This is a genomic window from Streptomyces sp. NPDC002232 (assembly GCF_042890295.1).
GTDB lineage: Bacteria > Actinomycetota > Actinomycetes > Streptomycetales > Streptomycetaceae > Streptomyces.
This window is the reverse complement of the sequence record NZ_JBIARV010000005.1, coordinates 1-24,935: the sequence shown is the minus strand read 5'-3', so window position 1 is coordinate 24,935 and position 24,935 is coordinate 1. Positions and strand designations below refer to the sequence as shown.

Annotated in this window: 25 protein-coding genes and 1 pseudogene; 24 read left to right on the top strand and 2 right to left on the bottom strand. The window is 74.6% G+C overall.

Annotation, left to right across the window (positions count from 1 at the left end; all coding sequences use genetic code 11):
* Positions 1-20 precede the first annotated feature (20 nt).
* Positions 21-479 (bottom strand): Crp/Fnr family transcriptional regulator, encoded by a 459-nt coding sequence (locus tag ACFYXU_RS23300; RefSeq protein WP_389406142.1) that lies wholly within the window; start codon positions 477-479, stop codon positions 21-23.
* Positions 480-720: 241 nt separating this feature from the next.
* Here ACFYXU_RS23300 and ACFYXU_RS23295 point away from each other — a divergent pair, with 241 nt between their 5' ends.
* The 16 genes from ACFYXU_RS23295 to ACFYXU_RS23220 all read left to right on the top strand — a co-directional run bounded on the left by ACFYXU_RS23295 (position 721) and on the right by ACFYXU_RS23220 (position 17,791).
* Complete coding sequence (locus ACFYXU_RS23295) at positions 721-1,476, top strand: amino acid ABC transporter ATP-binding protein (protein ID WP_389459732.1); 756 nt, start codon at positions 721-723, stop codon at positions 1,474-1,476.
* 211 nt (positions 1,477-1,687) lie between these two features.
* Complete coding sequence (locus ACFYXU_RS23290; protein WP_389459730.1) at positions 1,688-2,533, top strand: glutamate ABC transporter substrate-binding protein; 846 nt, start codon at positions 1,688-1,690, stop codon at positions 2,531-2,533.
* A gap of 10 nt (positions 2,534-2,543) precedes the next feature.
* A complete protein-coding gene (locus tag ACFYXU_RS23285; RefSeq protein WP_376511342.1) occupies positions 2,544-3,209 on the top strand; it encodes an amino acid ABC transporter permease in 666 nt (221 codons plus the stop codon).
* Complete coding sequence (locus ACFYXU_RS23280) at positions 3,206-4,108, top strand: amino acid ABC transporter permease (protein WP_389459728.1); 903 nt, start codon at positions 3,206-3,208, stop codon at positions 4,106-4,108. Before ACFYXU_RS23285 ends, ACFYXU_RS23280 begins: the two co-directional genes overlap by 4 nt.
* Positions 4,109-4,259: 151 nt before the next feature.
* Entirely contained in the window at positions 4,260-5,858 is a 1,599-nt protein-coding gene (locus tag ACFYXU_RS23275) for a molybdopterin-dependent oxidoreductase (RefSeq protein WP_376511346.1), read from the top strand.
* 191 nt (positions 5,859-6,049) lie between these two features.
* The gene (locus ACFYXU_RS23270; RefSeq protein WP_389459726.1) at positions 6,050-8,197 is read left to right on the top strand and encodes an ATP-binding protein; all 2,148 of its coding nucleotides are present in this window, start codon (positions 6,050-6,052) and stop codon (positions 8,195-8,197) included.
* A 145-nt stretch (positions 8,198-8,342) separates the two neighbouring features.
* Positions 8,343-9,494 (top strand): sulfite oxidase, encoded by a 1,152-nt coding sequence (locus tag ACFYXU_RS23265; RefSeq protein WP_389459724.1) that lies wholly within the window; start codon positions 8,343-8,345, stop codon positions 9,492-9,494.
* 104 nt (positions 9,495-9,598) lie between these two features.
* Entirely contained in the window at positions 9,599-10,429 is an 831-nt protein-coding gene (gene nadE / locus ACFYXU_RS23260; RefSeq protein WP_376511351.1) for an ammonia-dependent NAD(+) synthetase, read from the top strand.
* A 150-nt stretch (positions 10,430-10,579) separates the two neighbouring features.
* Positions 10,580-10,975, top strand: a complete 396-nt coding sequence (locus tag ACFYXU_RS23255) for a VOC family protein (RefSeq protein ID WP_329851848.1) — start codon at positions 10,580-10,582, stop codon at positions 10,973-10,975.
* A gap of 72 nt (positions 10,976-11,047) precedes the next feature.
* A complete protein-coding gene (locus tag ACFYXU_RS23250) occupies positions 11,048-11,743 on the top strand; it encodes an ABC transporter permease (protein ID WP_376511355.1) in 696 nt (231 codons plus the stop codon).
* The gene (locus tag ACFYXU_RS23245; protein WP_389406135.1) at positions 11,740-12,414 is read left to right on the top strand and encodes an ABC transporter permease; all 675 of its coding nucleotides are present in this window, start codon (positions 11,740-11,742) and stop codon (positions 12,412-12,414) included. Before ACFYXU_RS23250 ends, ACFYXU_RS23245 begins: the two co-directional genes overlap by 4 nt.
* 74 nt (positions 12,415-12,488) lie before the next feature.
* Positions 12,489-13,439: an ABC transporter substrate-binding protein gene (locus tag ACFYXU_RS23240; protein ID WP_389460533.1), complete on the top strand. Its 951-nt coding sequence runs from the start codon at positions 12,489-12,491 to the stop codon at positions 13,437-13,439.
* A 56-nt stretch (positions 13,440-13,495) separates the two neighbouring features.
* Entirely contained in the window at positions 13,496-14,803 is a 1,308-nt protein-coding gene (locus tag ACFYXU_RS23235; protein ID WP_389459721.1) for an alpha/beta fold hydrolase, read from the top strand.
* 89 nt (positions 14,804-14,892) lie between these two features.
* Positions 14,893-16,023 (top strand): GntR family transcriptional regulator, encoded by a 1,131-nt coding sequence (locus ACFYXU_RS23230; RefSeq protein ID WP_389459719.1) that lies wholly within the window; start codon positions 14,893-14,895, stop codon positions 16,021-16,023.
* 86 nt (positions 16,024-16,109) lie between these two features.
* The gene (locus tag ACFYXU_RS23225; RefSeq protein WP_376511361.1) at positions 16,110-17,042 is read left to right on the top strand and encodes an SIS domain-containing protein; all 933 of its coding nucleotides are present in this window, start codon (positions 16,110-16,112) and stop codon (positions 17,040-17,042) included.
* Positions 17,039-17,791, top strand: a complete 753-nt coding sequence (locus tag ACFYXU_RS23220; protein WP_389459717.1) for a PIG-L deacetylase family protein — start codon at positions 17,039-17,041, stop codon at positions 17,789-17,791. The genes ACFYXU_RS23225 and ACFYXU_RS23220 overlap by 4 nt, the downstream gene beginning before the upstream one ends.
* Positions 17,792-17,884: 93 nt before the next feature.
* On the opposite strand, the gene ACFYXU_RS23215 is transcribed toward ACFYXU_RS23220, so the two are convergent.
* Complete coding sequence (locus ACFYXU_RS23215; RefSeq protein WP_376511421.1) at positions 17,885-18,664, bottom strand: VOC family protein; 780 nt, start codon at positions 18,662-18,664, stop codon at positions 17,885-17,887.
* Positions 18,665-18,916: 252 nt separating this feature from the next.
* Here ACFYXU_RS23215 and ACFYXU_RS23210 point away from each other — a divergent pair, with 252 nt between their 5' ends.
* The 8 genes and pseudogenes from ACFYXU_RS23210 to ACFYXU_RS23175 form a co-directional block, all read left to right on the top strand.
* Positions 18,917-19,504: a helix-turn-helix domain-containing protein gene (locus ACFYXU_RS23210; protein WP_389406132.1), complete on the top strand. Its 588-nt coding sequence runs from the start codon at positions 18,917-18,919 to the stop codon at positions 19,502-19,504.
* Between the two features lie 69 nt (positions 19,505-19,573).
* Positions 19,574-20,542 (top strand): NADPH:quinone oxidoreductase family protein, encoded by a 969-nt coding sequence (locus ACFYXU_RS23205; protein WP_376511365.1) that lies wholly within the window; start codon positions 19,574-19,576, stop codon positions 20,540-20,542.
* Complete coding sequence (locus ACFYXU_RS23200) at positions 20,539-21,720, top strand: acyl-CoA dehydrogenase family protein (RefSeq protein WP_389459714.1); 1,182 nt, start codon at positions 20,539-20,541, stop codon at positions 21,718-21,720. Before ACFYXU_RS23205 ends, ACFYXU_RS23200 begins: the two co-directional genes overlap by 4 nt.
* Positions 21,717-22,808, top strand: a complete 1,092-nt coding sequence (locus ACFYXU_RS23195) for an acyl-CoA dehydrogenase family protein (protein WP_389459712.1) — start codon at positions 21,717-21,719, stop codon at positions 22,806-22,808. The genes ACFYXU_RS23200 and ACFYXU_RS23195 overlap by 4 nt, the downstream gene beginning before the upstream one ends.
* Before the next feature lie 295 nt (positions 22,809-23,103).
* Positions 23,104-23,298: a hypothetical protein gene (locus ACFYXU_RS23190; RefSeq protein ID WP_389459710.1), complete on the top strand. Its 195-nt coding sequence runs from the start codon at positions 23,104-23,106 to the stop codon at positions 23,296-23,298.
* Positions 23,299-23,547: 249 nt separating this feature from the next.
* On the top strand, positions 23,548-24,231 hold the full coding sequence (locus ACFYXU_RS23185; protein ID WP_389459708.1) for a HemK2/MTQ2 family protein methyltransferase: 684 nt from the start codon (positions 23,548-23,550) through the stop codon (positions 24,229-24,231).
* The gene (locus ACFYXU_RS23180; RefSeq protein WP_389459706.1) at positions 24,215-24,469 is read left to right on the top strand and encodes a CDGSH iron-sulfur domain-containing protein; all 255 of its coding nucleotides are present in this window, start codon (positions 24,215-24,217) and stop codon (positions 24,467-24,469) included. The genes ACFYXU_RS23185 and ACFYXU_RS23180 overlap by 17 nt, the downstream gene beginning before the upstream one ends.
* Positions 24,469-24,935, top strand: a pseudogene (locus ACFYXU_RS23175) (iron-containing redox enzyme family protein); the annotation flags it as partial. The gene ACFYXU_RS23180 and the pseudogene ACFYXU_RS23175, both read left to right, overlap by 1 nt.

Here is a 24,935-nt window from a genome sequence, read left to right as displayed (position 1 = left end):
GGGCGCGTACCGCGGCGGGGTCAGGCCATGATGCCGCTTCCGTGCGGTGCGTACAGGTCGAGCAGGCGGACCCGGGTCACATGGAGGCGGTGGGCGAGGATCGACCCCACCCAGAACACGACCGCGCCGCCGAACTCGGTGTCCGAGTGGCACATCGACCGGACGGCCTGCGCGTCGAACTCGTACGCCCGCACCGGCGTCATCGCCTCGGCCCCCGACTGGCACAGATACGGCGGGAACAGCCAGGACAGCCCGACCAGCTCGCCGTGGTGCAGGGTCTCGATGACGGGCGACCCCCGGCCGGGCACCTTCGCGTCGAGGGTGACCGCGCCCGTCCTGACGATCCAGAACCGGTCGGCGTGCTGCTGCTCCTCGAAGAGGCGGTGGCCGGACTCGAAGTACACGTTCTCGGCGAAGGCCATCAGACGCTCTCGGTGCTCCGTCGGCAACGTGCTGACCTTGGGCGCGGCTCTGCTCATGGCGGACCCTCCTCGCACACTCGGCTCCCCCCACCCCCAGTGTGGGCCCGCCCGCCCCCGCGCGCAGGGTCCGGTGCGACCGACCGGGTGCCGGCCGGTGCGGGGCCCGCCCGCCGCGCACCCTCCGTGCGCCCCGCTCACCCTCCGAACACCCTCCGTCCGGAATGCGCGCGCCGGGCCGAGGGCGGAGCATGAACCTGAGGAGGGAGCGGCCAGCGGGGGCGCGACCCAGGAGGGTGCCATGCCCGTCCCGGACGGGGGCGACGCGCTCGTCGTCCTGCGCGGGGTCGACAAGCACTTCGGCCCTCTCCATGTCCTGCGGTCCATCGACCTCACCGTCCACCGGGGCGAGGTGGTCGTCGTCATCGGGCCCTCGGGCTCGGGCAAGTCGACGCTGTGCCGGGCGATCAACCGCCTGGAGACCGTCGACGCGGGCGACATCCTCGTCGACGGACGGCCGCTGCCGGCCGAGGGCCGCGAACTGGCCGCCCTGCGGGCCGACGTGGGCATGGTCTTCCAGTCCTTCAACCTCTTCGCGCACAAGACCGTGCTCGGCAACGTGACCCTCGGGCAGATCAAGGTCCGCAAGAAGGAGCGCAAGCAGGTCGAGGAGCGGGCCCGGTCCCTCCTCGACCGGGTCGGGGTCGCCTCCCAGGCCGACAAGTACCCGGCCCAGCTCTCCGGGGGCCAGCAGCAGCGGGTGGCGATCGCCCGCGCCCTCGCCATGGATCCGAAGGTGATGCTCTTCGACGAGCCGACCTCCGCGCTCGACCCCGAGATGATCAACGAGGTCCTCGAAGTGATGCGGCAACTGGCCCGGGACGGCATGACGATGGTGGTCGTCACCCACGAGATGGGCTTCGCGCGCTCCGCCGCGAACCGCGTCGTCTTCATGGCCGACGGGACGATCGTCGAGGAGACGACCCCGGACGAGTTCTTCGGCAACCCGCGCACCGAGCGCGCCAAGGACTTCCTCTCCAAGATCCTCCATCACTGACCCGCCCGAGACCGCAGCACGGACCCCCGAGACCGCAGCACCGACCGGAGACAGCACGACAGACCCGAGATCCCTTCGCAGAGCCCGAGACCGCACCACCCGACCCGAGCCCCCTTCGCCGAGCCGAGACCGCAGCACCGACCCGAGACCGCACCACAGAGCCGCGGCCGCCCCCCGGTCGCCCGAACCGCAGTCCCCAGGGGTGATCCGCATGAACCCGTTCAGCACCCACAGGGCCGCCGTCGCCGTCGCGGCGGCCGTCGTCCTCTCCTTCACCTCCACCGGCTTCGCGAACGGCGCGGCCGGTGCGCTCCACCGCGACGACAACGGCAAGATCACCATCGGCATCAAGTTCGACCAGCCCGGCATCGGCCTGAAGACCCCCGACGGCACCTACACCGGCTTCGACGTGGACGTGGCGAAGTACGTCGCCAAGCAGCTCGGCCACGACCCCTCCGACATCGTCTGGAAGGAGGCGAAGAGCGCGGACCGGGAGACGCTGCTCCAGCGCGGGGACGTGGACTTCATCGCGGCCTCGTACTCGATCACCCCCAAGCGCGCCGAGAAGGTCGACTTCGCCGGCCCGTACCTCCTCGCCCACCAGGACGTCCTGATCCGGGCCGACGACGACTCCATCAAGAAGCCCTCGGACCTGAACAACAAGAAGCTCTGCTCGGTCACCGGATCCACCTCCGCGCAGAACGTCAAGGACAAGATCGCCCCCGACGCCCAGCTCCAGGAGTACGGCGGCTACTCCGAGTGCCTGACCGGTCTGGAGAACGGGGTCATCGACGCCGTCACCACCGACGACTCGATCCTCGCCGGGTACGCCGCGCAGCCCGAGTTCAAGGGCAAGTTCAAGCTCGGCGGCTTCAAGATGAGCAACGAGAACTACGGCATCGGCGTCCAGAAGGGCAGCGACCTCAAGGCCGAGATCAACAAGGCCCTGGAGAAGATGGTCGCCGACGGCTCCTGGCAGGCGGCGGTCACGAAGAACTTCGGCCCGGCCGGCTACCGCAACGAGCCGGCCCCCAAGATCGGCGTCGTCGTCCAGTGAGCCGGCCGCCGTGTTCGACTTCCTCCAGGGGTACGACCTGCTCGGAGCCTTCTGGGTGACGGTGCAGCTCACCGTCTACTCCGCGATCGGCTCCCTCGTCTGGGGGACGCTGCTGGCCGCGATGCGGGTCAGCCCCGTCCCCCTCATGCGGGGCTTCGGCACCGTCTACGTGAACATCGTCCGCAACATCCCGCTCACCGTCATCATCGTCTTCACCTCGCTGGGCCTCTTCCAGACCCTCGGGGTGACCCTCGGCGCCGACCGGTTCACCACCATCAACTTCCGGCTCGCCCTCCTCGGCCTGACCGCCTACACCAGTGCCTTCGTCTGCGAGGCCCTCCGCTCCGGCATCAACACCGTCCCCCTGGGCCAGGTCGAGGCCGCCCGCGCCATCGGCCTGAACTTCCCCCAGATCCTCCGCCTGATCGTGCTCCCGCAGGCCTTCCGCTCCGTCGTCGGCCCGCTCGCCAACGTCCTCATCGCCCTCACCAAGAACACCACCGTGGCCGCCGCCATCGGCGTCGCCGAGGCGGCCCTGCTGATGCGGGAGATGATCGAGAACGAGGCCCAGCTCCTCCTCATCTCCGCGATCTTCGCCGTCGGCTTCCTCTGCCTCACGCTGCCCACCGGCCTCTTCCTCGGCTGGGTGGCGAAGAAGGTCGCGGTGAAGCGGTGAAGGACTCACCCACCGTCCTCTACGACGTCCCCGGGCCGCGCGCCCGGCGGCGCAACCTCCTCTGGGCCCTGCTCTTCCTGATCGCCCTCGCGGCCGTCGTGTGGTGGGTCGTGGCGGGTCTGGCGGACAAGAACCAGCTCGCCTGGGACAAGTGGGCGCCCTTCTTCACCGACCCCCGCGTCTGGGAGACGTACCTCCTGCCGGCCCTGAAGAACACCGTGATCGCCGCCGCGCTCTCGATGGTGATCGCCCTGCCCCTCGGCGCGCTCCTCGGGATCCTCCGGCTCTCCGACCACCGCGCCGTCCGCGGCGCGGCCGGCACCGTCGTGGAGTTCTTCCGGGCCATCCCCGTCCTGATCCTGATGCTCTTCGCGAACGCGGCCTACTCCCAGTTCACCGACATCAGCCCGGACGTCCGGCCCCTGTACGCCGTCGTCACCGGCCTCGTCCTCTACAACGCCTCGGTGCTCGCCGAGGTCGTCCGCGCCGGCATCCTCGCCCTCCCCGCGGGCCAGACGGACGCGGCCAAGGCCATCGGCATGCGCAAGGGCCAGACGATGACGTACGTCCTCCTGCCGCAGTCCGTCACCGCCATGCTGCCCGCCCTGGTCAGCCAGCTCGTCGTCATCGTCAAGGACACCGCACTCGGCGGCGCCATGCTCGGCTTCTCCGAACTCCTCGCCTCCGTCCGCCCGATGAGCGCCAACTACGGAGCCAACACGATCGCCTGCTTCACCGTCGTCGCCGTCCTCTTCATCATCCTCAACTTCGCCCTCACCAGCTTCGCCTCCTGGCTCGAACGCAGGCTCCGCCGGGGCAAGAGGTCGACCGGGGCGGTCGTCGGCGCCGGGGCGGTGGAGGACCTGGCGACCCCCGGAGAACAGCCGGACCGGCCGTAGCGCGCACCGGGACAGCCCCGTGAGGCTGTCCGGCCCGAGGCAACGCGCCGGGGCCCCAACGGCCCAGGAGCCGCCCGCCCATCCCCGGCGCGCGTCCGCCGCACGGGTGAACCCGCCCAACCACGCCCCCCGGTGTGCCGAAGATCCCCCCATGAACGCCACCAGGACCGCGCCCGGGCCGGACCCCGCACCCGCCGGACCCACTCGCACCGACCGACTCCTCGCCGCGCTCGGCGGCCTGGTCTCGGCGTACGTCGCCCTGGCCGTCGCCGACCTCGCCTCCTTCTGGGTACGCCCCGAGGCGGGCCCCGTCGTGGCCGTCGGCGGCACCGTCGTCGACCGGACCCCCGCGGCCCTCAAGGAGTGGGCGATCCGCGCCTTCGGCGAGAACGACAAGACGGTCCTCCAGCTCGGCATCCTGCTCCTGCTCGCCCTCCTCGCGCTCGGGATCGGGCTGTTCGCCCTCCGGCACCGCGCGCTCGGCGCGGCGGCCGTCGGCGCCTTCGGTGTCCTCGGAGCCGTCGCCGCCGTCACCCGCCCCGACTCCGCGTCCGTCCTGGACGCCGTGCCCTCCCTCGTCGGAGGCGCCGCCGGCGCGCTCCTGCTGTACGTCCTGACCGGCCGGCTCCTCACCCCCCGGCCCGGCACCGCACGGGCCGACCGGCGCGGATTCCTGATCGTCGCCGCCACCACCGGGCTCGCCGCGACCGGGGCCGCCGCCATCGGCCGCGCCGTCGGCAGCCCCGTACAGGAGAACGCCACCGCCTCCCGCGAGGCCCTGCGCCTGCCCCGGCCCACGTCCGCCGCGCCTGCCGTGCCCGCCGGGGCGCAGCTCGACGTCCCCGGCATCAGCCCCTTCGTCACCCCGAACCGCGACTTCTACCGGGTCGACACCGCGCTCGTCGTCCCCCGGATCGACGCCGACCGCTGGCGGCTGCGCATCCACGGCAGCGGCGTCCGCGAGGAACGCACCGTCACCCTGCGCGAGCTGACCGCCCGGCCGACGGTGGAGCGGGACATCACGCTGGCCTGCGTCTCCAACGAGGTCGGCGGCCCCTACGTCGGCAACGCCCGCTGGCTCGGCGTCCGCCTCGCCGACCTCCTCCGCGAGGCGGGCGTCCGCCCGCCCTCCGAGGGCGGCCCCGCCGACCAGCTGGTCGCCCGCTCCGTCGACGGCATGACCATCGGCACCCCCGTCGAGGCCGTCATGGACGGCCGCGACGCCCTCCTCGCCTTCGGCATGAACGGCGAACCCCTGCCCTTCGCCCACGGATTCCCCGTCCGCATGGTCGTCCCCGGCCTGTACGGCTACGTCTCCGCCTGCAAGTGGATCGCGTCGATCGAACTCACCACCTTCGACGCGTACGACGCCTACTGGGTCCCGCGCGGCTGGGCGGCCCAGGCACCCGTCAAGACCCAGTCCCGGATCGACACCCCGCGCCCCTTCGCCCGCCCCGCCGCCGGCACCGTCATGGTCGCCGGGGTCGCCTGGGCCCAGCACCGCGGCATCCGCCGGGTCCAGGTACGGATCGACGACGGCCCCTGGCACGACGCCCGGCTCGCGGCCGAGGACAGCGCCGACACCTGGCGCCAGTGGGTCCACCCCTGGGCCGCCACCCCTGGCCGCCACACCCTCACCGTCCGCGCCACCGACGGCACCGGCGCCACCCAGCCGGAGGAGCGCACCGGCACCATGCCCGACGGGGCCCAGGGGTGGTATTCCGTGGACGTGACGGTCGAAGGGCCGTGACCCCGGCGGGCGGTCAGAACCAGTGCAGGCCGTGCGGGGCCCGCTCGCCCCGGAAGAGGGCGTCGGCGCGCGCGGCCGCGTCCGGGCGGTGAGCCGTCACGACGGCAATGGTCCCGTCGACCGGACTCCAGCGCGCGCCGCAGCGTCGCGCTCGTAACGAACCTGGTTCCGCCGGTCCGTTCGGGCCGGACATGGGGGAGACTGCTCCCGTGCGTGGACATCTGCCGGACGAGAACCCCGGTTTCGTGGGACGCCGCACGGAACTGGAGTGCGTGTCCGCCGCGTTGGCGGACCACCGCCTCGTCACCGTGACCGGCGTCGGGGGAGTCGGCAAGACCCGGCTCGCGCTGCGCGCGGCACACGGCGTCGCCCGCCGCTTTCCGGACGGCGCCTGGTGGACGGACCTCAGCCAGCTCGACGGCGACCGGCTCCTCGTCGCGCTCGTCGCCGACTCCGTCGACCTCGCCGACCACACCCCCGGCACCGCCACCACCGGACTGCGCCGCCGGCTCGCCGACGACCGCCTGCTGCTCGTCCTCGACTCCTGCGAGCACCTCACCGAGCCCTGCGCGCGGCTCGTCACCGAGCTCCTCGCCGCCGCACCCGGGCTCACCGTCCTCACCACCAGCCGCCGCCCCCTCGGCGTCGCCGGCGAGCACGTCGTCCCGCTCGACCCGTTGCCGCCCGCCGGCGGCGACGCCCTGGAACTGCTCCGCCGCGCCGCCGGACAGGACTTCCCCGCCGCCGGACCCGCCGGCGAGATCTGCGTACGCCTGGAGGGCATCCCGCTCGCGCTGGAGCTCGCCGCCGCGCAGATCCGCCTCCAGGGCGCCGAAGCCGTCCGCGACCAGCTCGGCACCCGCCTCGACGCCCCGCCGGAGGCCCGCTTCGACCTGCTCGCCCACACCGAGCGGGTCTGGCCGAGCCGCCACCAGACCCTGCGGGCCGCCATCGGCTGGAGCCACGAACTGAGCACCCCTCTCGAACGTCTCCTCTGGGCCCGGCTCTCCGTCTTCCGCGGCCCCTTCGACCTCTCCTCCGCGCTGGCGGTGTGCACGGGCGGCCCCCTGGACCGCGCGACCCTGCCCGCCGCCCTGGACGGACTCGTCCGCTCCTCCGTGGTCCGTCCGCCGGACGCCGGCGGACGGCTCCGCATGCTCGACACCATCCGCGAGTACGGGGCGACCTGGCTCGACCGGACCGGGGAGACCGGCACGGTCGCCGACCGCCACGCCGCGCACTTCCGCGGCCTGGCCCGCCGGGCCGAGACCGAGTGGCACGGAGCCCGCCAGCTCCGCTGGTACCGGACCGTCGACGCCCACCACACCGACCTGCGCACCGCCCTGGACCGGCTGCTGCGCACCGACCCCGACGCCGCCCTCGACCTCATCGGCTCCGTCGCCTTCGCCTGGTCCTGCCGCGGCCGGCTCCGCGAGGCCCGCGACGGCCTCGAACAGGCCCTGGTCCTCAGCGAGGCCCGGGGCCGCGTCCGGGCCCGCGCCCTGTGGGCCCTCGGCGTCACCCTCGTCCTCCAGGGGGAGTCCGACCCGGCCCAGGAGGTGAGCGAACGCTGTGCCCGCGAGGCCCGGAACACCGAATACGCTGAGTACACCGAGTACGCCGCACACGCCGAGCACACCGAGTACGCCGCGCCCGAGGAGGCCCCGCGCGGCGGCCGGGACCGCCCCGGCGAGCTCACCCTCGACGCCGCCGCCCTCGCCGGGCTCCTCGCCCTGACCACCGGGCGGCCGATGTCCGCGTACGTCGTCGTCGGCCACGTCCTCGACGCCGCTCGGGGCGGACCCGCCGACTCCGCCGCCCGGCTCCGCTGCCACCTGGTCCGCGTCTTCGCCCTCACCGGCCTCGGCCGGCTCGCCGAGGCCCGCCGGGGAGCGCTCCGCCTGCGCGCCCTGTGCCAGGAGCTCGACGAACACTGGACGCGGACCGCCCTCGAGTACCAGCTCGCCCTCACCGGCCTCCTGGAGGGCGACCCCCAGGCCGCCGCCGGCCACGCCCGCGCCATGCTCGAAGGCACCCGCGGGCTCGGCGCGAGCCTCGGCGTCGCCCTCGGCCTCGACGTCCTCGCCACCGCCCTCGCGGCGGCCGGGGACGGGGAGCGCGCGGCGGACGTCAGCGGCACCGGCGAGGCGTACTGGCGCGCCACGGGCCAGCCCCGGCGGGGCCTGCCCGGGCTGCGGGCCCTGCACGAGAAGTACACGGACACCGCCCGCGCGACCCTCGGCGAACCGGCCTACGAGGAGATCTTCGTCCGCGCCCTCACGGGCCTGCCCCAGGACGGCCTCGACCGCGCCCTGGAGGGACCCGGCACACCCGCGTGAACCGGGCCCGCCTCCGGACGCCGCCGAGGTGCCCGGTCGCCGGGCCGGGCGGACGACGGAGGGCCCGGCACACCCGCGTGAACCCGGCCCGCCTCCGGACGCCGCCGAGGTGCCCCGGCACCGGGCCGGGCGGACGATGGAGGGTATGGACGGATCCCGGCGCGGCCCGGGCGACATCAGCGCCCCCGGACGCGTGGCCGAGGAGGGCGAGGGGATCAGCGCGCACGAGCTCGCCCTCGCCGCCCGCAACCACGGCCTCCCCCTGGAGGCCCTGCGGTACGACGTCACCCCGCCCGGACTGCACTACCTCCTCGTGCACTACGACATCCCCGCCGCCGACCCGGACCGCTGGCGGCTCACCGTCGGCGGGCGGGTCCTGCGCCCCCTCGACCTGGACGTCGCCGCGCTCCGGGCCCGGCCGTCCGTGACCCGACGGGTCACCCTGGAGTGCGCGGGCAACGGCCGGGCGCTGCTCACCCCGCGCCCCGTCAGTCAGCCCTGGCTCGTCGAGGCCGTCGGCACCGCCGAGTGGACCGGCGTCCCGCTGGCCGCCCTCCTCGCGGAGGCCGGCACCGCCGAGGAGGCGGCCGAGGTGGTCTTCACCGGCGCCGACCACGGCGTCGAGCGGGGCGTCGAGCAGGACTACCGCCGGAGCCTGCCGCTGACGACCGCCGCCGACCCCGCCCGCGACGTCCTCGTCGCGTACGCGATGAACGGCGCGCCCCTGCCGCCGCAGCACGGCAGCCCGCTCCGCCTCGTCGTCCCCGGCTGGTACGGCATGGCCCACGTGAAGTGGCTCCGGGACATCACCGTCACCGGCAGCCCGTTCACCGGCTTCCAGCAGAGCGTCGCCTACCGCCTGCGCCGGACGGCGGACCAACCGGGCGAGCCCGTCACCCTCATCGCGCCCCGGGCCCTCATGGTGCCGCCCGGCTTCCCCGACTTCATGTCCCGCACCCGCGTCGTCCGCCCCGGGCCCGTCCCGCTCACCGGCCGCGCCTGGTCCGGGCACGGCCCGGTCACCCGCGTCGAGATCAGCGAGGACGGCGGCGCGGCCTGGACCGACGCCGTGCTCGACCGGGACCCCGCCCACCCCTGGGCCTGGTCCGCCTGGCACGCCACCTGGACGGCGACGCCCGGCCTGCGCCACCTGGCCGTGCGGGCCACCGACGCGGCGGGGAACGTCCAGCCGCTCACCGAGCCGTGGAACCGCGGCGGCTTCGCCAACAACGGCGTCCAGCGGGTCGAGGTGCTCTGCGCCCCGGACACGTCCGACGGCCGGCCGGGCGGCGCGTAGAGTCGACCCCGGCGCACCTCGTACGTCCCGGTGCGCCGCCGTGCCTCCCGCACGTCCCGCACCCCTCGGTCCGCCGCCGACCGACCCCCGACGAGGAGACCTCCGTGACCCACCCGGCGTCCACCGCCCTCCAGCAGCAGATCGCCCGGGACCTCCAGGTCGCCGAGACCTTCGACCCGAAGGCGGAGATCGAGCGCCGGGTGGCCTTCCTCACCGAGCGGCTCACCTCCACCGGCCTGCGCTCCCTGGTCCTCGGCATCAGCGGCGGCGTCGACTCCACCACGGCCGGGCGGCTCTGCCAGCTCGCCGTGGAGCGGGCCCGCGCCGCCGGGCACGACGCCACCTTCTACGCGATGCGCCTGCCCTACGGCGTCCAGGCCGACGAGCGGGACGCGCAGACCGCCCTCGGCTTCATCCGCGCCGACCAGGTCCTCACCGTGGACGTCAAGGCGGCCAGCGACGCGGCCCTGGAGGCCGGCCTGGCCGGCGGGGTGACCTTCCGCGACGCCCACCACCAGGACTTCGTGCAGGGCAACATCAAGGCACGGCAGCGCATGATCGCCCAGTACGCGGTGGCCGGCGCCCACGACGGGCTCGTGGTCGGCACCGACCACGCGGCCGAGGCCGTCTCCGGCTTCTTCACCAAGTTCGGCGACGGCGCCGCCGACGTCGTCCCGCTGACCGGCCTGACCAAGCGCCGCGTGCGCGCGATCGCCGACGAGCTGGGCGCTCCCGCCTCGCTGGTGTGGAAGGTCCCCACGGCCGACCTGGAGACCCTCGACCCGGGCAAGGCCGACGAGGACGCCCTCGGCGTCACCTACGACGACATCGACGACTTCCTGGAGGGGAAGCCGGTCGCCGAGGCCGCGTACGCCACGATCGTCCGCCGCTACGAGCTCACCGAGCACAAGCGCCAGCTGCCGATCGCACCCTGAGTACCCGGTCGCCCACCGCGCGGGGACGGTCGCTCTCCGCTCCGGGGCGCCGTCCCGCGCCGTACCGGTCCCCTCCCGGGCGGACGGCGCGGCGCGGCCGGAGGATCCTGGAAGGGGTGCCCGGCACCGGGCCCCGGAAGGGAGCACGACATGTTCGGCGACACCACGGCGTACAGCGGCTTCTCGGTGGACGACCTCGACGCCGCGCGCGGTTTCTACGGCGACGTCCTCGGCCTCACGGTGGAGGACTCCGGCCCGGAGGGGATGCGCATGCTGAACCTCGTCCTTCCCGGCGGCGCGCGGATCCTCGTCTACCCCAAGGAGAACCACGCCCCCGCCTCCTTCACGATCCTCAACTTCGAGGTCGACGACATCGACCGTGCCGTGGACGAGCTGGCGGGCCGCGGCGTGACCTTCGCCCGCTATCCCGACTTCGAGACCGACGACAAGGGCGTCGTACGCGGCGCCGGCGGCGGCGAGGGGCCCGCCATCGCCTGGTTCACCGACCCGGCGGGCAACGTCCTCGCGGTCATGTCGAGCGGCTGACGGAGACGGCACCAGGGCCCCGAACGGCCCGGCCGGGGTGCGCGGCGCCCACCCGCGGTCTCGAATGGGATCGTGACCGCTGAGAGGGCGACCGCGCCACCCGACGACTGCCTCGCCCGTAACGAGTGGATCTGCGGCGACTACCTCTCGACCCGGCGCGAGATCCTCACCGACGCCGTCGTCCAGCACCTCCAGCTGGCCGGAGCCGCCCTCGGCATCGCCCTGCTGCTCGCGCTGCCCCTCGCGATCGCCGCCCGCCGCTGGCGCTGGGCGGCCGGGCCCGTCCTCGGACTCACCACGCTCCTGTACACGATCCCGGCGCTCGCGATGTTCTCGCTGCTCCTGCCCGTGTACGGGCTCTCCGCCGGCCTCGTCGTGGCCGGGCTCGTCCTGTACTCGCTCACGCTCCTCGTCCGCAACCTCCTCGCCGGGCTCCGCGCCGTCCCCGAGGAGACCCGGCAGGCCGCCCGCGGCCTGGGCTACGGTCCGATCCGGCTGCTCCTCGCCGTCGAACTGCCGCTGGCGCTGCCCGCCGCGATGGCCGGGCTCCGCATCGCCGCGGTCTCGGCCGTCTCCCTCGTCACCATCGGCGCGATCGTCGGCCACGGCGGCCTCGGGAACCTCATCTACTCCGGGATGAACACCTACTTCAAGGCGCAGGTCCTGACCGCCTCCCTGCTGTGCGTCGCCATCGCCGTCGCCGCCGACCTGCTCCTCCTCGGCGCGCAGCGGCTCCTCACCCCCTGGAACCGGGGGCGGTCCGCGTGAACACCCTCGCCGACGCCTGGTCCTGGCTCACCACCGCCGCGAACTGGTCCGGCGAGAACGGCATCGGGCACCGGCTGGGCGAGCACCTCTTCCTGACCGTCGTCTGCCTCGCCCTCAGCTGCCTGATCGCCCTGCCCGTCGCCCTCGTCCTCGGGCACCTCGGCAAGGGCGGCGCGCTCGCCGTCAACCTCGCCAACGCCGGCCGGGCCGTCCCCACCTTCGCCGTCCTCGTGCTGCTCCTGCTCAGCCCCCTCGGCCCGTACGCGCCGTGGCCGACGGTCATCGCCCTGGTGCTGTTCGCCGTGCCGCCGCTGCTCACCAACGCCTACGTCGGGATGCGCGGCGTGGACCCCGACGTCGTCCGGGCCGCCCGGGGCACGGGCATGACGGGCCGCCAGACCCTGACCCTGGTCGAACTGCCGCTGGCCCTGCCGATGATCGTCACCGGCGTACGGATCGCCGCCGTCCAGCTCGTCGCCACCGCGACCGTCGCCGCGCTCGCCGGAGGCGGCGGCCTCGGCCGGATCATCACCGCCGGATTCAATCTCGCGTCCACCCCGCAGGTCGTCGCCGGGGCCTTCCTCGTCGCCGTCCTGGCCCTCCTCGTCGAAGCGCTCTTCGAGGGCGTCCAGCGCGTCCGCCCGGCGCGGGCCCGGGGGAGCGACGGGTGAGGCGGCCCGGGGCCGCCGGGGGAGCGGCGCGCCCGGAGCGGCCCGCGACCGCGCGGGAGCGCCGGCCGGGCCGGGTGCCCGCCGCTCTGTGCTGCCTCGCGCTGATCGCGGGGGCGGGCGGGCTCGCCGGGTGCGCCACCGGCCCCGCCCTGGAGAACCGGGAGGCCGTCACCGGCCGCCCCGGCGACAGCCACGGGCTGGTCGTCGGCTCGGCCGGATTCACCGAGAGCGACCTCCTGGCCCAGATGTACGCGCTGCTGCTCCAGGAGGCCGGCTACCGCACCAGGATCCTCTCCGTCACCAACCGCGAGCTGTACGAGCCCGCCCTGGAGAACGGCCAGATCGATGTCGTCCCGGAGTACGCGGCGACCTTCGCCGACTGGCTGAACGCCAAGGTCAACGGCGCGGACGCGCCCACCGTCGGCTCGCCCGACCTGACCGCGACCATGACGGCGCTGCGGGCCCTGGCGGAACCGCGCGGGCTCACGGTCCTCGACCCCGGCCGGGCCGTCGACCAGAACGCCTTCGCGGTCGCCGCCGACTACGCCGCCGAGCACCGCCTGAAGACCCTCAGCGACCTCGGCGCCGCCCGGCTGCCCGTCCGCCTCGCCGCCGGCGACGAGTGCGTCCAGCGGCCGTACTGCGCGCCCGGCCTGAAGAAGGTCTACGGCATCGACGTCACCGCCGTCGACCCCAAGGGCGTCGGCACCACCCAGGCCAAACAGGCCGTGCAGAGCGGGCAGGACCAGCTCGTCCTGACCACGACCACCGACGCCACGCTCGACGCGTTCGGGCTCGTCCTGCTCGCCGACGACAAGCACCTGCAGAACGCCGACTTCATCGTCCCCGTCGTCAACCGGGCCCGCGCCGGGAGCCCGGCCGTCACCCGCGCGCTCGCCCGGCTCGCCGCGGTCCTCACCACCGCCGACCTCGCCCACCTCAACGAACAGGTCGACAGCTGGCGCCGGCTCCCGGAGGACGTGGCCCGCGCCTACCTCACGGACAAGGGCCTCCTTCCGCGCTGACCCCGCACCCCCTGTGATCCACTGTCCTCGCGGGGGCGTACCGAACAGGAGCAGCGTTGACCACCTTCCGCCAGCCGGGCCTCGTCCTCACCGACCACCGCTTCCCCGTCCCCCTCGACCACGACCGCCCCGACGGCGAGCGCATCGAGGTCTTCGGCCGCGAGGTCGTCGCGAGCGGCCACGCCGGACCGGACCGCGAGAAGCTCCCCTGGCTGGTCTACCTGGAGGGCGGGCCCGGCTTCGGGGCCCGCCGCTTCACCGGCCCGCAGGCCTGGCTCGGCCGGGCCGTGCGGGAGTTCCGCGTCCTCCTCCTCGACCAGCGCGGCACCGGCCGCTCCACCCCCGCCAACCGCCAGACCCTCCCGCTGCGCGGCGGGCCGGCCGAGCAGGCCGACTACCTGGCGCACTTCCGCGCCGACTCCATCGTGCGCGACTGCGAGCTGATCCGGCGCCGGCTCACCGGCGGCGCCCCCTGGACCGTCCTGGGCCAGAGCTTCGGCGGCTTCTGCGCCACCCACTACCTGTCCGCCGCCCCCGAGGGCCTGGAACGGGTCCTCGTCACGGGCGGCCTGCCCTCCCTGGACGCCACCGCCGACGAGGTCTACCGCGCCGCCTATCCCCGCGTCCGGCGGAAGAACGAGGCGCACTTCACCCGCTACCCGCAGGACGCCGCACGGGTCCGCGCGATCGCCGACCACCTCCTCGGCCGGGAGGTCACGCTGCCCGGCGGCGGTCTCCTCACGGTCGAGGCCTTCCAGTCCCTCGGCATCCTCCTCGGCTCCGGCGACGGAACCCACCAGCTGCACCTGCTCCTGGAGGGCGCGTTCGTGCCGACCCCGGGCGGGCCCGCGCTCTCCGACGCCTTCCTGGAGCAGGTCCAGGCGCACCTCTCGTACGCGGGACACCCGCTGTACGCCGTCCTCCACGAGTCCATCTACGCGCAGGGCCGGGGGCCCACCGACTGGGCCGCCGAGCGGATCCGCGCCGAGCACCCCGAGTTCGACGCCCGCGCGGCGCTCGCCGGGGGCGCCACCCCGCTCCTCACCGGCGAGACCGTCCACCCCTGGCACTTCACCACCGACCCCGCGCTGCGGCCGCTGCGCGAGACCGCGGAACGGCTCGCCGCGCGCACCGACTGGACCCCGCTGTACGACCCGGAGCGCCTGGCCGCCAACCAGGTCCCGGTGGCGGCCGCCGTCTACCACGACGACATGTACGTCGACACCGCCCACTCCCTGGAGACCGCGCGCGCCGTGCGGGGCCTGCGGACCTGGGTGACCGACGAGTTCGAGCACGACGGGGTGCGGGCCGGCGGGCCGCGCGTCCTCGACCGGCTGCTGGCCCTCGCCCGCGACGAGCTCTGACCCGGCGCCGCGGCCGGGCATAGGATGCGGCGCGCGAAGGATCGGCGGGGGACGGGGAGGCGCGCCCCGTCCCGTACGAGGGGGCCCGGATGACGGCACGCGAGACACCGGCGTCCGGCCGGGAGCTGAAGTTCCGGGCCCTGACGGCGGAACTGCGGCGCGGCATCCTCGACGGCACCTGGCCCCCGGGCAGCAAGCTCCCCACCGAACGGGCCCTCGCCACCGAGACGGGCCTGTCCGTCACGACCGTCCGCCGCGCCTACGAGGACCTGGTCGCCCTCGGCCTGGTCGAACGGCGCCAGGGCGCCGGAACGTTCGCCGCCCCCGGGGCCGGGCGGGACCGGGCGGACCGCCAGGTCGTCGGCGTCCTCGTCCCCGACACCACGTTCTACTACCCGCGCGTCCTCCAGGGCATCGAGAAGGAGCTCGCGGAGGCCGGCGCCCGGCTCGTCCTCGCCTGCTCGCACTACGACCCCGCCGAGGAGGACGCCGCCGTCGCACGGCTCCTCTCCGCCGGGGTCCACGGGCTGCTCCTCGTCCCCGGCCTGCACACCGCGACCGACCCGGGACGGCGCGCCGAGGAGCTCCTCGCCCTGCCCGTGCCCGCCGTCCTCGTCGAGCGCCGGCTCGCCGCCCACGGACCCGGCGACCCCACCGAGCACGTCTGCACGGACCACGAGGGCGGCGCCTACGACGCGGTGCGCCATCTGCGGGCCCTCGGCCACGAGCGGTTCGGCCTCGTCGCCCGCACGGACGCGCCCACCACGGCCCCCGTCGAGTCCGGCTTCGCCCGCGCCCTCGCCGACCTCGGCCTGCCCGCCGCGACGTACGAGCGGGACGAGATGGCCCGCTGGGACCCGGACCGTGCCGACCGGGCCCTCGCCGCGCTGCGGGACGGCGCGGTGACCGCGGCGCTCTGCTTCGGCGACCGGGAGGCCGCGCTGATGCTCGGAGCGGCCCGCCGCGCCGGGCTGCGGGTGCCCCGGGACCTCGCCCTGATCAGCTACGACAACGAGTTCGCCGACGTCGCCGAGACCCCGCTGACGGCGGTCTCGCCGCCCAAGTACCAGCTCGGCCGCCTCGCCGCGCAGATCCTGCTGCGGCGGCTCGCCGAGGGCGACGCGGCCCCGCTGCACCAGGTGCAGCTGCGCCCGCGCCTGGTGGTCCGCGCGTCCTGCGGGGCGCGGACGGACGGGGGACCACAAAAGTCCAAGCGGTGAGTGCGGATTGCTCATGGTGTGCTCCGGTCGCGGACCGGTACAACTCGGTCCGGACCCGCGGGGGCCCCTGCGAGGAGAGGACCGACATGAGCACTCACGTCAGCGCGGAGATCGCCGGCCAGCCCGACTGCTGGCGCCGTGCCGCCGAGATCGCCGCCCACGCCACGGACCTCCTGCCGGCCCGCGGCGAGCGGGTCGCGGTCGTCGGCTGCGGCACCTCGTACTTCATCGCCCGCGCCTACGCGGCCCTGCGGGAGTCCCTCGGCGCGGGGGAGACCGACGCGTTCCCCGCCTCCGACACCACCCCGCTCGGCCGGGGCTACGACCGGATCGTCGCGCTCACCCGCTCCGGCACCACCACGGAGGTCGGGGACCTGCTCGCCCGCGCCGCCGGCCGGATCCCGACGCTCGTCGTCACCGGCGTCCCGGACAGCCCCGCCGGGCGGCTCGCCGACCGGGTCGTCGATCTCGGCTTCGCCGACGAACGGTCCGTCGTCCAGACCCGGTTCGCCACCACCGCGCTGCAACTCCTGCGCGCGGGGCTCGGGGTGGACCTCGGCCCCGCGATCGCCGACGCGGAACTCGTCCTGTACGAGCGGCTGCCCGCCGCCTGGGAGCGGCGCGGCCAGTTCACCTTCCTCGGCACCGGGTGGACCGTGGGGCTCGCCGACGAGGCGGCGCTGAAGCTGCGCGAGGTGGCCCGCGCCTGGACGGAGTCGTACGCGGCGATGGAGTACCGGCACGGCCCCATCACCATCAGCGACCGGGCGAGCCTGGTCTGCTGCCTCGGACCGGAGCCCTCGGGTCTGCGCGACGAAGTGGAGTCCACCGGCGCCCTGTTCGCCGCCGACGCGATCGACCCCGTCGCCGCCCTGGTCCGCGTCCAGCGGCTCGCGGTGGCCCTCGCGGACCGGCGCGGGCTCAACCCTGACCGGCCGCGCCACGTCTCCCGTTCGGTGATCCTCGCCGGAGCGTTCCGCCCGACCGTCTCCGAGGCGAGCCGTATCCTGCGTTCATGATCGACACAGAGGCCCAGGACCTCCTGGAGATGCCCGGCGACTGGACGCGCGCGCTCGCCGTCGTCGCCCACCCCGACGACCTGGAGTACGGCTGCGCGGCGGCCGTCGCCGCCTGGACGGACGCGGGGAAGGAGGTCACGTACGTCCTCGCGACCCGCGGCGAGGCCGGCATCGACACCCTCGCCCCGGACGTCTGCGGCCCGCTCCGCGAGCGCGAACAGCGGGACAGCGCGGCCGTCGTGGGCGTGGAGACCGTCGACTTCCTCGACCACCGCGACGGTGTGATCGAGTACGGCCTCGGGCTGCGCCGGGACATCGCGGCGGCCATCCGCCGCCACCGCCCGGAGCTCGTGATCACCCTCAACCACCGGGACACCTGGGGCGGCGGCCCCGGCGCCCCCTGGAACACCCCCGACCACCTGGCCGTCGGGCGCGCCACGCTGGACGCGGCCGCCGACGCGGGCAACCGCTGGATCTTCCCGGAGCTGACCGAGGAGGGCCTCGACCCGTGGAACGGCGTGCGCTGGGTCGCGGTCGCGGCCTCCAGCACCCCGACCCACGCCGTGGACGCCGGCCCCGGCCTGGACCGGGCGATCCGCTCGCTGCTCTGCCACCGCGCCTACATCGAGGCACTGACGGACGAGGAGCCGGAGGCGTACGTCAGGGACTTCCTGACCACGGCGACGTCCCGCGCCGCCGGCCGCTTCGGCGGCCGGCCGGCGGTGACGTTCGAACTCTTCGCCCGCTAGGGCGTGTCGTCACACTCCCGTCGTCGCGGGGCAGACGGGAGTGTGACGACCCGCCCCAGGCCCGCCGCCGGCCGACACCGAGGGGCGAAGGGGCTACGCGCGGGGCGAGGGCTTCATCACCGCGAAGACCGCGCCGAAGGGGTCGGCGAGCCAGGCGATGCGGCCGACGTCCGGGACGTCGGCGGCCGGCATCACGACCGAGCCGCCGCCGCCCTGGGCGGTGCGGGAGGCCGTGTCGGGGTCCGCGACCATGAAGTACGGCACCCAGCGCGTGGCCTCCCCCTCGTTCCGCAGCGCGGCGGCGCCGCCGAAGGAGGTGTCCTCCTGGTCGCCCTCGGCGGTGGAGATCACCTGGTAGGTCATGCCGGGCGCGTCCATCAGCGACCACCGCCAGCCGAACAGGGTCCGGTAGAAGCCGAGGGTGGACTCCGGGTCGGCGACGTGCAGTTCGGCCCAGAGGAGGGTGTTGGGGGAGGAGGTCCGCTCCAGGCCCTTGACCTGCCCCGGCTGCCAGACGGCGAACTCGGCTCCGGCCGGGTCCGTGAGGCAGGCCATGCGGCCCGCCTCCATGACGTCGAAGGCCGCGACGCGCACCGTGCCGCCCGCGGCCGCGGCCTCCCGCGCGGTGGCGTCCGCGTCCGGGGTCTGGAAGTACAGGGTCCAGGCGGAGCGCGCGTCCTCCTCGGTGAGGGGGCCGAGGGCGCCGACGGTGGCGCCGTCCTGCTGGAAGAAGCCGTAGCCGCCGGCGTCGGGGCCCGCCGAGTGGAAGGTCCAGCCGAAGACGGCGCTGTAGAAGGCGGCCGAGGCGTCGGTGTCCGGGGTGCCGAGGTCGATCCAGCTGGGGGAGCCCTTGGTGAACTGCGTACCGAGCATGGGTGGTGTTCCGTCCTTGCGTCGTGCGGGGCCGAATGTGGTCACCATGGCCGATCCTCACCCACGTGCCGTGACGGCGCAGCTCCGGCCGCCGCGTTTCATCCGGGCGGCCGACGGACGGCCGCCCGGATCCGGATCCGTGAGCGGCGGCCCGCCGCCCGTCGTCCCGCCGCGCGGGCGAGGTCATGGAGCGAGACTTTCCCCTGGTGATCTCTCCGCAAGAAGTCTTGCCGTTTCTGCAACACTGGACGCATGACCGAAGACGACCGCATCGATGCCGTCCTGACCGAGGTCGGCCCCCGGCTCCGCCGAGTCCGACGTGACCGGGGGGTGACCCTCGCCGAGCTCTCCGCCGCCACCGGGATCTCCGTGAGCACCCTCTCCCGGCTGGAGTCCGGACAGCGCAAGCCCAGTCTCGAACTGCTCCTGCCGCTCGCCCGCGCCCATCAGGTCCCGCTCGACGAGCTGGTCGGCGCGCCGCCGGTGGGCGACCCCCGGGTCAAGGCCAAGCCCATCGTGCGCCACGGCCGCACGATGTACCCGCTGACCCGGCAGCCCGGCGGGCTCCAGGCGTACAAGGTGATCCAGGAGAAGGCCCAGGAGGCCCCGGAGCCCCGGGTGCACGAGGGGTACGAGTGGCTGTACGTGCTCTCCGGGAGGCTCCGGCTCGTCCTGGGCGAGCACGACGTCGTGCTGGCCGCCGGCGAGGCGGCCGAGTTCGACACCCGGGTCCCGCACTGGTTCGGCCCGGCCGGGGAAGGCCCGGTCGAGTTCCTGAGCCTCTTCGGACCGCAGGGCGAGCGCATGCACGTGCGGGCGCGTCCCAAGAAGTCCGGCTGACCCGGTTCCCCCGCCAGCAAGCGACCGCTTAGTATGCCACCGACCGCTCGGTACGGAGGAGGCTTCCGGATGCAGGCATGGCGTGTGTACGAGAACGGCGAACCGGGCGCGGTGATGCGCCGCGAGGAGGTCGGACCACCCGTGCCCGGTGACGGCCAGGTCCTCCTCAGGGTCCGCGCCGCCAACGTCAACTTCCCCGACGCGCTGCTCTGCCGCGGCCAGTACCAGGTGCGGCCCCCGCTGCCCTTCACCCCCGGCGTCGAGGTCTGCGCCGAGACCGAGGACGGGCGCCGGGTCGTCACCACCGTCGCCCTCCCGCACGGCGGATTCGCCGAGTACACCCTCGCCGACGCCGCCGGGCTCCTGCCCGCCCCGGAAGCGCTCGACGACGCCGAGGCCGCCGCGCTGCACATCGGCTACCAGACCGGCTGGTTCGGCCTCCACCGCCGCGCCGCCCTCCAGGAGGGCGAGACCCTCCTCGTGCACGCGGCGGCCGGTGGCGTCGGCAGCGCCGCCGTCCAGCTGGGCAAGGCGGCCGGTGCCACCGTCATCGGCGTCGTCGGCGGCCCGGAGAAGGCCGCCGCCGCCCGCGCCCTCGGCTGCGACCTGGTGATCGACCGCCGCTCCGAGGACGTCGTCGCCACCGTCAAGGCCGCGACCGGCGGCCGGGGCGCGGACGTCGTCTACGACCCCGTCGGCGGCGAGGCCTACCAGCAGTCCGCCAAGTGCGTGGCCTTCGAGGGCCGGATCGTGATCGTCGGCTTCGCCTCCGGCACCGTCCCGGCCCCCGCCCTCAACCACGCCCTGGTGAAGAACTACTCGGTCCTCGGCCTCCACTGGGGCCTCTACGCGGCCAAGGACCCCGCCGCGATCGGCCGCTGCCACGAGGACCTGACGGCCTACGCCGCCAAGGGGATCGTCAAGCCCCTCATCGGCGAACGCGTCCCCTTCGCCGCCGCCGCCGACGCCGTCCAGCGCGTCGCCGACGGCACGACCACCGGCCGCCTCGTCGTCCTCCCGGAAGGAGCCCGCGCATGACCGACGCCGAGGAACTCCGCGCCCGCGTACGGAAGCTGCTCGCCGAGCACCCGCCCGCCACGACCGACCGCACCGACTTCCTGAAGGCCCGCTTCGACGCCGGACTGGCCTGGGTGCACTACCCCGCGGGACTCGGCGGCCTCGACGCGCCCCGCTCCCTCCAGGCCGTCGTCGACGCCGAACTCGCCGCCGCGGACGCCCCCGACAACGACCCGCGCCGGATCGGCATCGGCCTCGGCATGGCCGCCCCCACCCTCCTCGCCTACGGCTCCGAGGACGTCAAGTCCCGCTTCCTGCGCCCCCTCTGGGTCGGCGAGGAGGTCTGGTGCCAGCTCTTCAGCGAACCGGGAGCCGGCTCGGACCTGGCCGCGCTCGGCACCCGCGCCGTGCGGGACGGTGACGACTGGGTGATCGACGGACAGAAGGTGTGGACCTCCAGCGCCCACGTCGCCCGCTGGGCCATCCTCATCGCCCGCACCGACCCGGACGTGCCCAAGCACCGCGGCATCACCTACTTCGTCTGCGACATGACCGACCCCGGGGTCGAGGTCCGGCCGCTGCGCCAGATCACCGGCGAGGCCGAGTTCAACGAGGTGTTCCTCACCGGCGTCCGCATCCCCGACGCCCACCGCCTCGGCGAGGTCGGTGACGGCTGGCGGGTCGCCCAGACCACCCTCATGAACGAGCGGGTCTCGATCGGCGGCGCCCGCATCCCCCGCGAGGGCGGCATGATCGGGAAGCTCGCCACCACCTGGCGCGAGCGCCCCGAACTGCGCACCCACGACCTGCACCGGCGCCTCCTCGATCTCTGGGTCGACGCCGAGGTCGCCCGGCTCACCGGCGAGCGCCTGCGCCAGCAGCTCGTCGCCGGACAGCCCGGTCCCGAGGGCAGCGCCATGAAGCTCGCCTTCGCCCGGCTCAACCAGGCCATCAGCGGCCTCGAGGTCGAACTGCTCGGCGACGAGGGCCTGCTGTACGGGGACTGGGAGATGCGCCGCCCCGAGCTCGTCGACTTCACCGGCCGCGACGCCGGCTACCGCTATCTGCGATCCAAGGGCAACTCGATCGAGGGCGGGACCAGCGAGGTGCTCCTCAACATCGTCGCCGAGCGGGTCCTCGGCCTGCCCCCCGAGCCCCGCAACGACAAGGACGTCGCCTGGAAGGACCTGGCCCGATGACCGCGCAGACCGATCTCCTGTACTCCGAGACCGAGGACGACCTGCGGGCCGCCGTCCGCGCGCTCCTCGCCGACCGGGCCGGTCACCAGGTGCTCCTCGACCGGATCGAGACGGCCGATCCGTACGTCCCCGGCCTCTGGAAGTCCCTCGCCGGCGACATCGGCGCCGCCGGACTCCTGGTCCCCGAGGAGCTGGGCGGCCAGGGCGCGAGCCACCGCGAGGCCGCCGTGGTCCTGGAGGAGCTGGGCCGCGCCGTGACTCCGCTGCCGTACCTCACGAGCGCGGTGGTGGCCACCGAGACGCTGCTCGGCCTCGCGGAGCAGGGCGGACCGGCCGCCGCGCTGCTCGCCTCGCTCGCCTCCGGCGAGCGGGTCGCGGTGCTCGCGGTGCCCTTCGCGACCGCGCCGCACGCGGGGGACGGGGACCTCGCGGAGGGCCCGGTGCGGGCGGTCGCCGACGCGGTCGCCGCCGACGTGTTCCTCGTCCCCCGCCCCGACGGCTTGTACGCGGTCCCGGCCGCGGACGCCGCCGTCACCCCGCTGACCCCGCTGGACCTGACCCGCCCGCTCGCCGTCGTCGAGCCCGGCGCCGCCTCGGGCACGCGGCTCGCCGAGGGCGACGCGGCCCGCGCGGCCGTCCGGCGCGGACTGCTCGCGGGCGCCGGGCTCCTCGCCTCCGAGCAGCTCGGTCTCGCCGAGCGCTGCCTGGAGGAGACCGTCCGCCACACCCGGGAGCGCCACCAGTTCAACCGGCCCGTCGGCTCCTTCCAGGCCCTGAAACACCGCATGGCCCAGCTCTGGCTGGACGTCGTCGGGGCCAGGGCCGCGGCCCGCGCCGCCGCCGACGCCCTCGCCACCGCGAGCCCGGACGCGCCGCTGACCGTGGCGGTCGCGCAGGCGTACTGTTCCAAGGTCGCGGTCCGCGCCGCCGAGGAGTGCGTGCAGCTGCACGGCGGCATCGGAATGACCTGGGAGCACTCGGCCCACCTGGCCCTGAAGCGGGCCAAGGCGGACCAGATCGCGCTCGGCTCGGCCGGCCGCCACCAGGACGCGATCGCGACGCTGACGAACCTTCCGGCACCCCGCTGAGCAGCCCCTCGGCCGGACGGCGCGCTCCGAGCTCCTCTCGGAGCGCACCGGGCCGGCCGGGGACGCTACGGCCCCGGAGGCCACGGGCGCGCTCGGAGCGAAGGGACGCCTGGCCGCCCCGTACGCCTGGATCCCTTCGACACCGTCATCCACTACCGGTGACCGACGCCCGCGCGGCGACCTACGATCCCACCCGAATGGCCGCCCCGCCGTTCCCCCGGACGGACCGCGCATTCCGCCACACTGTCCGCCGAACGCCGCAATTCCGGTGCGGCGACGGAGGGACGTGAGACCGATGGCCGTTTCCATTTCTGTCGTGGTGCTGCTGCTCGTGCTGGCCGTGATCTTCCTGCGCAACGGCGGCCTCAAGGTCACCCACGCCCTCGTCTGCGCGCTGCTCGGCTTCTTCCTCGCCGACACCAGCATGGCGCCCACCATCCACAACGGCGTGGCCGCCACCGCCGACGTGGTCTCCAGCCTGAGGCCCTGACGGCCTGCCGGGGCCAGGGCCCGACCAGGACACCGTCTTCACCGCCGACCGTGACACACCTCAGTCGGGTCACCCGGCCGGACGCTTGCCCTGCGGACGCTCGCTCTCCCGGCCGCCCAGGTCATGGACGGCCGGGTGCCGGCGATCGCCGGAAGGCCGCATGACGCGCGGCACCCGGGGCAGGCGCAGCACGTGGCGCACCGCGGCGCCCGGCGGACGGGTGCCGTGCTCAGCCTTCGGAGGTGCACGATGTCCCGTACGGCCCCGCCCGTGAGCACGCTGCCCGGCGGCCTCGTGGCCCTCCCCAGCGTGTACCGCCCGCAGGCCGACACCCGACTGCTGGCCGAGGCGCTGGCTCGTGAGGATGTGGATACCGACACCCGGGTGCTGGAGATCGGCACCGGTACGGGCGCTCTCGCGCTGAACGCCGCACGCAGGGGCGCGGAGGTCACGGCCGTCGACGTCTCGTGGACCGCGGTCGCCACGGCACGGGTGAACGCCCTGCTCCGGCGGTTGCCGGTGCGTGTCCTGCACGGTGATTTCGTGGCGTGTACCGCGGGTCGTCGCTACGACCTGATCGTCACCAATCCGCCGTACGTCCCCGCTCCGGCGGCCCTGCCGTCACACGGTCCTGAACGGGCCTGGGACGCGGGTCCCGACGGGCGCATGGTCATCGACCGCATCTGCGCGCACGCCTCGGCGCTGCTGGGGCCGGGCGGGGTTCTCCTGATGGTCCACTCGGCCATGAGCAGGGCGGGGGAGACGCTGGAGCGGCTGAGCGGCGCGGGACTCACCGCCGAGATCACCGCCGAGGCCACGGTCCCCTGGGGGCCCGTCCTCCGTTCACGACGTTCCTGGCTCGAAGGGCAAGGGCTGGCGAACGCGGCCGAGACGCGGGAGGAACTGGTGGTCATCCGTGCCCGGAACACCTGACGCCGACGCCCACCCGCCCCATGACGACCCGGCGCGCCGTGTGTGCGTGGACCCGGAGGGGCCGGTCCTCGTCGAGGGACCGGTCGAGATCGTCCTCGAAGACGGGACCGTCGTGCGCTCCGACCGCTTCATGACCGCCGTGTGCACCTGCCGCCGCAGCCGTACGTATCCCTGGTGCGACACCAGCCACCGTCGGCGCGAGCGCACCCCTCCCACCCCGCACGAAGGGACTCCCTGATGCCTCTCCGCAGTCCGACGCCCCTCTCGTCCGGCGCGGCTCCCCGGCTGACCGAGGGCCGGGGTGCGTTGTCCGCCGCCGTCGTCCGGGCGCTGCGGTCGGGCGACGCGCCCCTGTACGGCGCGGACGCCTCGGCCGAGGCCGATCCCTGGGGCGAGGACCTCCAGCTGGCGCTCTACCTGCTGTACGAGCTGCACTACCGGGGCTTCGCGGGCGTAGACGACGCACGGGAGTGGGACCCCGACCTGCTGCGGCTGCGCCGGGCCCTGGAGGCCCGCTTCCTCCATGCCCTGCGAGAGGAACTCTCCGCCGCACCCGGAACCGTCGAGGACGCCTTCGCCCCGCTGCTCGTCGAGCCCGTGGACCTGTCCGGCAGCCTCAGCCGGTACCTGGAGACCGAAGGGGAGCTGTGGCAGCTGCGTGAGTACGCGGCTCTGCGATCGCTGTACCACCTGAAGGAGGCCGA

Coding starts and splice junctions, on each gene's coding strand:
- ACFYXU_RS23185 (WP_389459708.1), top strand. CDS start 23,548: ATGTCCCGTACGGCCCCGCCCGTGAGCACGCTGCCCGGCGGCCTCGTG.
- ACFYXU_RS23230 (WP_389459719.1), top strand. CDS start 14,893: ATGACGGCACGCGAGACACCGGCGTCCGGCCGGGAGCTGAAGTTCCGG.
- ACFYXU_RS23255 (WP_329851848.1), top strand. CDS start 10,580: ATGTTCGGCGACACCACGGCGTACAGCGGCTTCTCGGTGGACGACCTC.
- ACFYXU_RS23190 (WP_389459710.1), top strand. CDS start 23,104: ATGGCCGTTTCCATTTCTGTCGTGGTGCTGCTGCTCGTGCTGGCCGTG.
- ACFYXU_RS23270 (WP_389459726.1), top strand. CDS start 6,050: ATGGGGGAGACTGCTCCCGTGCGTGGACATCTGCCGGACGAGAACCCC.
- ACFYXU_RS23215 (WP_376511421.1), bottom strand. CDS start 18,664: ATGCTCGGTACGCAGTTCACCAAGGGCTCCCCCAGCTGGATCGACCTC.
- ACFYXU_RS23275 (WP_376511346.1), top strand. CDS start 4,260: ATGAACGCCACCAGGACCGCGCCCGGGCCGGACCCCGCACCCGCCGGA.
- ACFYXU_RS23200 (WP_389459714.1), top strand. CDS start 20,539: ATGACCGACGCCGAGGAACTCCGCGCCCGCGTACGGAAGCTGCTCGCC.
- ACFYXU_RS23210 (WP_389406132.1), top strand. CDS start 18,917: ATGACCGAAGACGACCGCATCGATGCCGTCCTGACCGAGGTCGGCCCC.
- ACFYXU_RS23300 (WP_389406142.1), bottom strand. CDS start 479: ATGAGCAGAGCCGCGCCCAAGGTCAGCACGTTGCCGACGGAGCACCGA.
- ACFYXU_RS23295 (WP_389459732.1), top strand. CDS start 721: ATGCCCGTCCCGGACGGGGGCGACGCGCTCGTCGTCCTGCGCGGGGTC.
- ACFYXU_RS23225 (WP_376511361.1), top strand. CDS start 16,110: ATGAGCACTCACGTCAGCGCGGAGATCGCCGGCCAGCCCGACTGCTGG.
- ACFYXU_RS23220 (WP_389459717.1), top strand. CDS start 17,039: ATGATCGACACAGAGGCCCAGGACCTCCTGGAGATGCCCGGCGACTGG.
- ACFYXU_RS23195 (WP_389459712.1), top strand. CDS start 21,717: ATGACCGCGCAGACCGATCTCCTGTACTCCGAGACCGAGGACGACCTG.
- ACFYXU_RS23265 (WP_389459724.1), top strand. CDS start 8,343: ATGGACGGATCCCGGCGCGGCCCGGGCGACATCAGCGCCCCCGGACGC.
- ACFYXU_RS23205 (WP_376511365.1), top strand. CDS start 19,574: ATGCAGGCATGGCGTGTGTACGAGAACGGCGAACCGGGCGCGGTGATG.
- ACFYXU_RS23290 (WP_389459730.1), top strand. CDS start 1,688: ATGAACCCGTTCAGCACCCACAGGGCCGCCGTCGCCGTCGCGGCGGCC.